8 protein-coding genes are annotated in these 9,680 nt (G+C 60.7%); 6 read left to right on the top strand and 2 right to left on the bottom strand.

Going from position 1 to position 9,680, the window contains the following annotated elements; all coding sequences use genetic code 11:
• Window positions 1-135: 135 nt before the first annotated feature.
• Both D8U70_RS18525 and D8U70_RS18520 read right to left on the bottom strand, forming a co-directional pair.
• Window positions 136-1,305, bottom strand: a complete 1,170-nt coding sequence (locus D8U70_RS18525) for a catalase family protein (protein WP_130929474.1) — start codon at window positions 1,303-1,305, stop codon at window positions 136-138.
• A complete protein-coding gene (locus D8U70_RS18520; protein WP_130929473.1) occupies window positions 1,302-3,113 on the bottom strand; it encodes a di-heme-cytochrome C peroxidase in 1,812 nt (603 codons plus the stop codon). Before D8U70_RS18520 ends, D8U70_RS18525 begins: the two co-directional genes overlap by 4 nt.
• 269 nt (window positions 3,114-3,382) lie before the next feature.
• Here D8U70_RS18520 and D8U70_RS18515 point away from each other — a divergent pair, with 269 nt between their 5' ends.
• The 6 genes from D8U70_RS18515 to D8U70_RS18490 all read left to right on the top strand — a co-directional run.
• Window positions 3,383-4,099, top strand: a complete 717-nt coding sequence (locus D8U70_RS18515; protein WP_016773732.1) for an FKBP-type peptidyl-prolyl cis-trans isomerase — start codon at window positions 3,383-3,385, stop codon at window positions 4,097-4,099.
• Window positions 4,100-4,391: 292 nt separating this feature from the next.
• Window positions 4,392-4,847: a YkvA family protein gene (locus D8U70_RS18510; RefSeq protein WP_073472643.1), complete on the top strand. Its 456-nt coding sequence runs from the start codon at window positions 4,392-4,394 to the stop codon at window positions 4,845-4,847.
• 112 nt (window positions 4,848-4,959) lie between these two features.
• A complete protein-coding gene (locus D8U70_RS18505) occupies window positions 4,960-5,301 on the top strand; it encodes a helix-turn-helix transcriptional regulator (protein ID WP_056783977.1) in 342 nt (113 codons plus the stop codon).
• Entirely contained in the window at window positions 5,298-5,669 is a 372-nt protein-coding gene (locus tag D8U70_RS18500; RefSeq protein WP_003223109.1) for a hypothetical protein, read from the top strand. Before D8U70_RS18505 ends, D8U70_RS18500 begins: the two co-directional genes overlap by 4 nt.
• Window positions 5,670-6,077: an SEL1-like repeat protein gene (locus tag D8U70_RS18495; protein WP_073472641.1), complete on the top strand. Its 408-nt coding sequence runs from the start codon at window positions 5,670-5,672 to the stop codon at window positions 6,075-6,077.
• A 239-nt stretch (window positions 6,078-6,316) separates the two neighbouring features.
• Window positions 6,317-9,680: DUF6531 domain-containing protein (locus D8U70_RS18490; RefSeq protein WP_130929472.1), on the top strand; the 3,364-nt coding region annotated here is incomplete at its 3' end.

The following is a 9,680-nucleotide window of genomic DNA, read 5'->3' as shown; positions in this document are numbered from 1 at the left end:
CCTGTCACGCCGGGGGTCGCGGGTTCGAGTCCCGTCCGCTGCGCCATATTCGGTATCTGGAGCTGAACGCCAGACACCACAAAAAGCCCGCCTTGTGCGGGCTTTTTGCTGTCTGCGATTTATAAAATCGCCGCGCTACTGCGCCGCATTGCGGGCATGCCGATAATCGCTCACCGCCTCGTACACTGCCTTGCGCAAGCGATTGATCCCGCCAATCGGCCGATGCGCCTCGATGCCGAACCACGGATTGAACGACAGGTTGTCGCATTGCAGATTCAGCGCAGGCGTATCGAAGTCCTGTGCGGGCAGGGTGATCCGCGCCACGGTTTCAAACGGTGCATCCTGCTCACGCCACTCAATGCTCGTGTCCTCGATCGGCATGTATTTGTTCGCGTCCTGGCGCTGGATCTGCAAGGCGAAGCACGCCGGCACCCGATCCGTCGACAACTGCTGATTCAGTGCGCTGCGCAGGAAATTCGGCAAGTCGTGATTCTGTTTGGGCAGCGTATACGCCGGGCAACGCTCCGGATCCGGCACGACGCGGAATTTCGCATTGGCCTCACCGAACTTGTAGGGCGATACCGAGAAGTATGTGGTCTCGGTAGGACTGTCCGGCGGCGGTGACAGGGTTGCCAGCGCGATGAATAGATGACGGACCTGCCAGGTGCGCGGATCCCACGTCGGAAAAAACGCCATGACCTTCTTGCCGTCAGCCTGCGCCGCCACATTCTGACGATACTCGGCGACATCGCTGACAAACAAATTCGGATGGCTGAACATCACGAAATCCTGTTCATGCTGGTCCTGGCGGTTGCCGAGCAGTTGCGTGCCAGGAACCTCAAGCAACTTGATCGCCATTCCGCGCGCGTCGCGAATGCTGTCGAATTGCGGATAGGCATTGCCGTTGGACAACCGGATCAGCGCCTGCCAGGTCTTGCCCGGCTCGCTGAACACCCCCTGCCGCAGCGATTGCGCCAGTTCCGGTAACACCTGCACTTGCGCCTTCACGCAGCCATGCGCTTTGGCGTGGGCATCGCGCAGATAACGCGTGGGTTCGCGGTGCTGGTCGACGATGCGCACTGCGGTTTGAATGATGTCCTGGGTCATCGCCGCTTCGCCTGGTGGAATCTGTTCCTGCGCCGACACCGGCCCACGATGCTGCCAAGCGAACCACGCGGCGGCGATGGCCCAGCCGAGCAGGGCGATGACCAGCACGGTCAGTAACGTCTTGCCAAGCAAGCGCCCCAACCAGAGCCAGAAACGCGCGAGTGGCGGCAGTTCTCTTTTGAATGTCGGCATGATCATGGCAACTGCGCCTCCAGTGGTCCGCCCAATACTTTCAGATATTCGAGCAGCGCCCAGCGCTCCTCGGGTTGCAGGAGGCGGCCGATCACCCCGTTGCCGCGAGCGCCGGCGCGGAATTCGTGGCCGCTGTTATGGTTGCCGCTGATGCGCGTGTCGAACAGAAAACCGTTGGTGAAAGGTTCGGTGCGATAGCCGAGGTGGTGCGGGTCGTATTCGAGCGTGCCTTTATAGAAGGTGGTGGCGCGCTCATCCTGCGGTGACAGCAACTGATAAAGGCTCGGCACCGAGCCGTTGTGCAGAAACGGCGCAGTCGCCCACACGCCAGCCAGCGGTCGGGCCTTGTAAGCCACTTTCTCGCGCACGCCGATCGGCAGGCCGAAACCATCCATGCGCGGTTTTTCTTCCGGCGTGATCTGCGCGTCGCGATAGGCACGGTTTTCCACGAACGCGGTGACGTAAGCCAGGCCCTTGGCCACCGACAATTGGCTCAGATCAAGCGGCTCCTTGGTTTCGGGGTGCAGTTTGACGTCCATTTTTTCCAGCTCTTTGACATCCCATTGCAGCGCGCTCAGGTCGAAACGGTGACTGGCAATGTTGTTGGCCGCATTCGGATCGGTGCCGATCACCTCCACGGGAAGCATGTGCAAGTGCTGCACCCAGCGTTTGCCTTCCTGCGATTGGCGCGGGACATGGCAGCCGGCGCAGTTTTCCGCGAACAGCGCGCGGCCTCTGGCGGCCAGCGGCTTGTCGATCGCACCGAACAGATCTTCGGGCCAGGTTGGCGGCTTCAGCTGCTGCAAGGTTTCTTCGATGGCGTGCAGATCGCGCACGCGCACGCTGGAGGGGTAGCGCTCAGCGCCTTGCAGCGGCTGGCCATTGGCGTCGAAGAAATTCAGCGTGGCACCGACGCCGAGCGCCTCGCCGATATTGCGCGCCATTGGCTGTTGGGCCGAGCCGTTCCACTGCACCCAGTCAAACGTCCACATGTCCCACAGCTGCGGGTAATCCACCGGGGCATCGGCCACACGGTAGTTGGCAGGGGAAATCGCGTCGCCAAACGTAGCGTTGGCAATCCGGCCGAACGCGTCGGTGCGCCCCGGGCCTTCCTCGGTCGGGTACAGGCCGCGATGGGTGTCGTTCCACGCCACTTTGACGAAGGTGTTCAGCGAGGTCTTGAACTCGCTGCGCAATTGTTCGCGGCGCGCTTCGTAATCATCTCCGAGCACCTGGCGGGCGAAGCGCTCAAACTTCCATGGGTTGTAGTAAGTCGAGGCGAGACTGGCGACCAGGGCCTGTCCGAAACTGCCACCGCGCAAAGTAGGAACGCTGGAAGGCAACACGTGTTGCGCGGTGCCGCCATCAATGCGCACGGCCTGGCCTTTGAAGCGCAACTCGCCGGTGTGGCAAGCGGCGCAGGTGATGTCGAGATAATGCTCGGAGGCGTTGCCGGGATTCTGGTGCCGGGCAAAACCGACGGGGAGGTTGCCGGGATTGTTCGGGCTAGATTTCTGCTGCGGGTCGACCAGGAAGCCGAAACGGGCGAGATATTCAGGGGAGGCGAAGCGCTGCTCGGAGAAGGGCAATTCCAATGCCTGGAACCACTCGTAACGCAGGCCTTTGACTTGCGTACCTTGCGGCGTGAAGTAGTAGGTCTGCCGTTGCTCTTCGCTCCATTGATCCAGGTAACGTACCTGTTGCGGCGGGGTGTAGAAGGGCAATTTCGGGTTGGCGACGTAATAGACAATCATCGCAACGGCGATTATCGCTAGCACGATCCCCAGAGTGAGAACGCGGAATAGAAGGCGCAAGTTAAACATCCTTGTCGAATTGTTGCGCTGTTATGCCTGAGCCATGACTGCTGGGCAAGTGGCCATTACGCCAGACGCTGAGGCAAGCTCCGATGACGCTTGTCGTCCGTGGATGACAGAAGCTTCATCCAGCCGTTGTCCAAATGCGTTTTAATCCCTGAACTTATCGGAAGATTCCTGCTCTCATGCCGGTAGCCATTGGTCGTGGCGGCCTGATAAGCTCGCGGCTTTACTCGATTGCCCATTCGGCGCATGAACAAGGAAATAGCATGAAACAGCATCGGTTGGCGGCGGCGGTAGCCCTGGTTAGCCTGGTACTCGCGGGTTGTGACTCGCAGACCAGCGTAGAGCTGAAAACCCCGGCGCAAAAAGCTTCCTACGGCATCGGCCTGAACATGGGCAAAAGCCTTGCCCAGGAAGGCATGGATGATCTGGACTCCAAAGCGGTAGCCCAGGGCATCGAAGATGCCGTTGGCAAGAAAGAACAGAAGCTGAAAGATGAAGAACTGGTCGAAGCCTTCGCCTCGCTGCAAAAGCGTGCTGAAGAGCGTATGGCCAAGATGAGTGAAGAGTCGGCAGCCGCCGGCAAGAAATTCCTCGAAGAAAACGGCAAGAAGGCCGGTGTCACCACCACCGCTTCCGGCCTGCAGTACGAAGTAGTGAAGAAAGCCGATGGCCCACAGCCTAAGCCGACCGACGTCGTAACTGTTCACTACACCGGCAAGCTGACCAACGGCACCGTGTTCGACAGCTCCGTCGAGCGCGGCAGCCCGATCGATCTGCCAGTCAGTGGCGTGATCCCGGGTTGGGTTGAAGGTCTGCAACTGATGCACGTTGGCGAGAAGTACAAACTGTACATCCCTAGCGATCTGGCTTACGGCGCTCAGTCGCCAAGCCCGGCAATCCCGGCCAACTCGGTTCTGGTTTTCGACCTGGAACTGCTGGCCATCAAGGATCCAGCCAAAGAAGACGCCGCTGCCAAGTAACACGCAACGGCTCGACAACAACGCCTCGCTTATGCGGGGCGTTGTTGCATCTGCAGGTCAGGAAAGGTAAACAGAGCGAACTGACAGCGATCAGCACAGTCATAGCTTTGAGGCTGCCCGCGCTAGACGTCCTGAGCTGCCAAGTCAATGAAATATTGGGCTTTTTTATGTGAGTAAAAAACGCCCGATCTAAGCGCAGCCCTTATGAAACGGGGCTCTCAGCGCTGAAATGCAGCTCTGTTCACAAGGTTATCCACAATTTGTGTGGATAACATTTCAACGGGAAGAATAGATGAAAGCTCCGTGGAATTTCGCTCGATTCCTGCCGTTGGCTGGTCGCCTGCTGGCCCGTGGACGCTTGCCGACCCTGTTGTTTGCCGTGGCCAGCAAAGGCGCCGCGCAAGGCAATCGCCTGGGCAAACTCAAGGATGATCTGCGCTTGCTGCAGTCGCTGTGCCTGGCCTACTGGCGTGGCGAGTATCGCGCGATCAGTGCCAAGTCGCTGATTTCGGTGGTGGCGGGCCTGATGTATTTCCTCAGCCCGGTCGATGCCATTCCGGATTTCATTCCCATGTTCGGCATGCTCGATGACATCGCTGTCCTCGCCTGGCTGATGAAAACCCTCGATGACGAGCTCAACGCCTTCCGCCTGTGGCGCAAGCGCCAGCAACCCGAAAAGCTGGCCGTGGTTGAACGCCTCCCTGATACCCCTGAACAATTGCAGTTGCAAGGCCCGAAAAAAACCTGACTGACCAAGACTGCCTACAGATAGATACCACTCGCGACCTTGGCCGCTGTTAGGATTACACTTCTAGGGAAAAGTGCCGACTCGCTAAGTGGTGTTGTCCTACGGGGTAGTCATGGATATTCAGATAATTGCACGCGATGGCGAACCCGAATACGCGGTTCTGCCGTGGGCTCAATATCAGGCTTTACTGAAAGCAGCAGGGATCAACGCAACACCGGTGCAGCAGCCAGCAGCGCCGCTCGCCGCCTCGCCGGAGCCGATTCTTCCGGGTCTGGATCAATTACGCAGTTTGCGCGAAGGGAAGGGCATCGCCATCGAGGCGCTGGCCCGCACGGTAGGCATCAGCCCGTCTTACCTGGCCATGATCGAAAGTGGTGAGCGTCAGCCCGACGCCGCGATTCGCCGCAGCCTGGCCTGGGAACTGACGGTGCCGGGTTGGAGGGACGAATCGTGAGCGTACGCATCAGCCGTCAACATTGGGACGGATTGCTGGGGGAACTGGACCAGGCGCGCCGTCAGCGCCATCTTCTGACCTATCGAGCCTTGCTTGAGCGTTTGCAGCTGCCGACACCGGCGATGCAGACACTGACGGCTGCGCTGGAGCATCTGGCCGCACTGGATGCCAAAGCCGAGCAGCCGTTGCGCAGTTCGCTGGTCATCAGTCAGGGCGCGAGTCGTTTGCCGCGTACCGGGTTCTTTGAATGTGTCGAGCGTCTGGGGCGTTTTTCCGGGCCGTCAGATGGCGTCGCGGCGGCGTCCTGGCATGCGTCGGAAGTGGTGCGGGTCTTCGAATACGAATACCCGGAATCGGCGGAGGCCTGAGTGTTTCTTCGGCTCAAGGCGCGGGCCGGTTACTGGCTGGCCCGCCGGCTGTTTCATTGGTCGTGGTTCGTTCGCCAGCCGCGTGGCTGGCGCTGGCTTGAAGGCCAGTTCGCGCGCATGGCCAACCTCGGCAATGTCGATGCTCAAAGCTTTTATGGGCACATTCTGACTTTTCGCGGCGTCGGGTTGGGCGCGCGTGAAGAAGGCGTGCGTCTGCTGCGTCTGGCGGCGTTGGCCGGCGACGGTAAAGCCGCTTATCAAGTTGGCGTGATCAGCCTCGCCGGTACCCCGAGCAAGGCGCCGGATCCCGTTGAGGCCGCTCGTTGGTGGAGCATGGCCGCCAAGGCCGGGCATCCGTTGGCCGAGCTGAAGCTGCAACAGCTGAAGGCTGGTGATTCAACGCAGTAATTCCATGTATGTCTTCTAAGTAAACGCGGCGTGAGGTTTTCCTCACGCCGCGTTTACGTTCCTGCCTGCACGTTTTTCGCTTGATGCTGGATTGCAGATTAGTCCTACATCCTTTGCCTACTCGCCTGACTTCTTTCCTCTTTGATCCCCCGCACAGTTCCCGCGACTAATTTCTTGCGCGAGGGACCGCTCATGCTTCAGCCCGTTTTTCAGTCCACCTTGTTTGCTCGCGTGTGTTGATGGAAGCCATCGCGCGCATCGAGCAGGAACTCGACAGCTTTCCGCAAACGCTCAGCCTCTACCGCAAACAGCTTGATCACTGGCTCAGTCGCAGGGCGGACCAGATCAGCGAGGCAGCAGACCTGCCATCGCTGGTGGGTATGGAGCGGATCATCCGCTTCGGCGATAGCAGTACGTCGGTCAGCAGCAGCGACGACGAATTTTCCTCCAGCGTCGTCCAGTGCCCGCACGGCGGGCTGATGCAAATCGAGAGCAAGTTCGAATCGGTCTACGACATCCCGCTGGGCAACATTTCCGTCGATGTGGTCGACGTGGATAGCGGCAAAACCGCGCCGGTCACCCTTGATCAGCAGGGCAAGGGCGAGTTCAGAGGCGACGAGGGCAAGTTCTACCGCGTTCTGGTCCACAGCGCTGTCACCTCCAGTCAAGTCGACGAGCTGTTCAAATCCTACGACGGTTTGACCGGCGAACTTGAGCGCTGGCTGCGTAGCGAGTGGCAAGGTTTCAAGCCGCAGTGGTCACAGTCGGTGGCGACCGCAGCCAGCAACGGCATGCTCGCCGGCAGTTGGGCGGCCATCGAAGGGGTATGGGACAGCCTCGGTCTGCTCTCGGAAATTCTTCAGGACCCCGGCAAGTTCGCCGAGCGTTTGGGCAGTGGCGCGGCTGATCTGATCGAGCTGGCACAGACCGCTCCGGATCTCATGGAAAAGCTGCAGTTGCTGGTCAGTGACGAAGCGGCGATGTGCTTGCTGCTACGGTCGGCGAGTCTGTGGCTGGACATGCTGCCGCCCAGCGAGGTTGCCGGCAAGTCTGCTGAAGTGGCGTCGATGATGATCGTGCAACTGATCATCGATGTGTTGATCAGCGTGGTGCTGACGTTTGTCGGAGCAGGGGCGGGGATCGCTTATCTGACGCTGCGCCTGGCTGACCGCGCAACGCAGCTGTTCAACGTCGCCAAGCGTCTGGTCAAGGCGCTGTTCAGCATCGTCAACGCCTTTATTGAATACGTCGACCGCTACAAAGCCGTTGCCGCGCGGGGTATCGCCGCCGGGGTGAAAAAGGGCCGGATGCAATTGCGCTGGGATGCCAAGCGCAACGCCATGTTGAAGAAAGACGAGCCCCACGACGACGTCCCCGATCAAGCGAAAAACCCCAACGGCGATGCCGCCGATTGCGTGCCCAAAACCTGTACCAATGGCTGCCCGGTGTCGATGGTCACCGGCGAAGAACTGCTGACCCTGACCGACGCGGTGCTCGATGGCGTGCTGCCCTTCGAGTTCACCCGTTTGTACCGCAGCAGCGCGGTCGAGATCGACATCGGCCTGGGTTTCGGCTGGAGCCATACGCTGGCCCATCGCCTGTCCTTCGACGGCGATGGCGTGATCTGGATCGACCACGAGAACCGCCGCACCCGCTTTCCCCTGCCCAACGTCGCGCGCCCAGCGATTCACAACAGCCTGTCGCGGGCGGCGATCTTTCTCGGCGATGAGCCGGAAGAACTGATCCTCGCCCTGGCCGGTGACAGCGCGCGGTTCTATCACTTTCGCGCCGGACGACTGACCGCAATCAGCGATGTCTACGGTAATCGTCTGACCCTGCAACGCGATCGCTCCGACCGCATTCAGCGTCTGGACAACGGCGCCGGGCGCGCGCTGCTGTTGCGGTATGACCGCGCGCAGCTGGTGGCGGTCGATTACCAAGTCTTTGTTCAGGGCGAGTGGACCTCCGAGCAAACCCTCGCCACCTACAGCTTCGATGCCCGGCAACGCCTGCTGGTCGCGACCAACGCGGTCGGCGACAGCGAGCGCTACGACTACGACGACCACCACGTCATCCTCCAGCGCCAGTTGACCGGCGGCGCGAGCTTCTTCTGGGAGTGGCAGCGCGAGGGCAAAGCGGCGCGCTGCGTGCGCCACTGGGCGTCGTTCTCGCAGATGAACACCCGTTACGTCTGGAACGATGACGACGCCAGCGTGACCGTGCATTACGTCGACGGCACCGAAGAAGTCTACGTCCACGACGAGCGCGCGCGGCTGGTGCGTCAGGTCGCGGCCGATGGCGGCGAGCAGCTCAAGGCCTATGACCAGCAGGGGCGCTTGATCGCCGAGCAGGATGCGTTGGGCGCGGTTACCGAATACCGCTACGACGAAGTCGGACGGCTGATCGCGCTGATTCCACCGGACGATGCACCAACGTCCTACGAGTACCGCAACGGTTTTCTCTACAAGCGTTGCCGAGGCGACGCGGTGTGGATCTATCGGCGCAACGCTGAAGGTGCCGTTACCGAAGCGGTCGATCCCGACGGCCAGGTCACCCATTACTACTACAACCTGCGCGGGCAATTGCTGTCGCTGCGTTATCCGGACAGCAGCCGCCACCGCTGGGTGTGGAACGAGCTCGGCCAGCTCATCGAAGAAACCCTGCCCGATGGCGGCGTGCGGCGCTTTTCCTACGATGCGCTGGGCCGGCGGATTACCACCCAGGACGAATTTGGTGTTGTCAGTCGTCAGCAGTGGGACGCGGCCGGCCGACTGATCCTGACGACTTCTCCTACGGGAAGCACGCGCGCCTACAGCTACGGCGCCTACGGCCAGATCACCGCTGAGCGCGACGAGCTCGGGCGCATCACCCGCTACGAATATGACGACGACCTGCACCTGGTCTCGCGGCGGATCAACCCCGACGGCACCCGCGTGCAGTACCGCTATGACCATGCGCGGCTATTGCTGACCGAGATTGAAAACGAGTCCGGAGAAAAGTACCGACTGGATTACACGCCGACCGGATTGATCCGACAGGAAATCGGGTTTGATGGGCGGCGTACGGCTTATGCCTATGACCTGAATGGGCACCTGCTTGAGAAGACCGAGTTTGGCGAGCAGGGTTTATCGCTGGTCACCCGCTACGAGCGCGACAAGTCCGGGCGTTTGCTGGTCAAAACCCTGCCCGATGGCGCCAAGATCCGCTACGACTACGACCGCCTCGGTCGGTTGATCGGTGTCGATGACGGGCAAAATCACCCGCTGGCCTTCGAGTACGACCGTCAGGATCGGCTGATCACCGAGCATCAGGGCTGGGGCACCTTGCGCTATGCCTATGACGCCTGCGGTCAGCTCAAACGCCTGCGTCTGCCGGACAACAGCAAGCTCGATTATCACTACGCCAAGGGCGGTGCGCTGAGCGCCATCGACCTCAACGGCACGCCGCTCACGCGCCACGTCTACCACTGCGGTCGTGAACAGCAACGCCAGCAAGGCTTGCTGCTCAGCGAATACTCCTACGACGATCAGGGCCGCTTGCTTGCCCATGCTGTAGGCCATCGCCACGCCTCGCTGTACCGCCGCGATTATGCCTACAGCGCCA

Origin of the sequence: Pseudomonas sp. Sample_20 (genome assembly GCF_004307585.1) — a bacterium.
Classification (GTDB): domain Bacteria; phylum Pseudomonadota; class Gammaproteobacteria; order Pseudomonadales; family Pseudomonadaceae; genus Aquipseudomonas; species Aquipseudomonas atacamensis.
The sequence above is the reverse complement of the archived record's forward strand: the minus strand, read 5'-3'. Positions and strand labels throughout refer to the sequence as shown.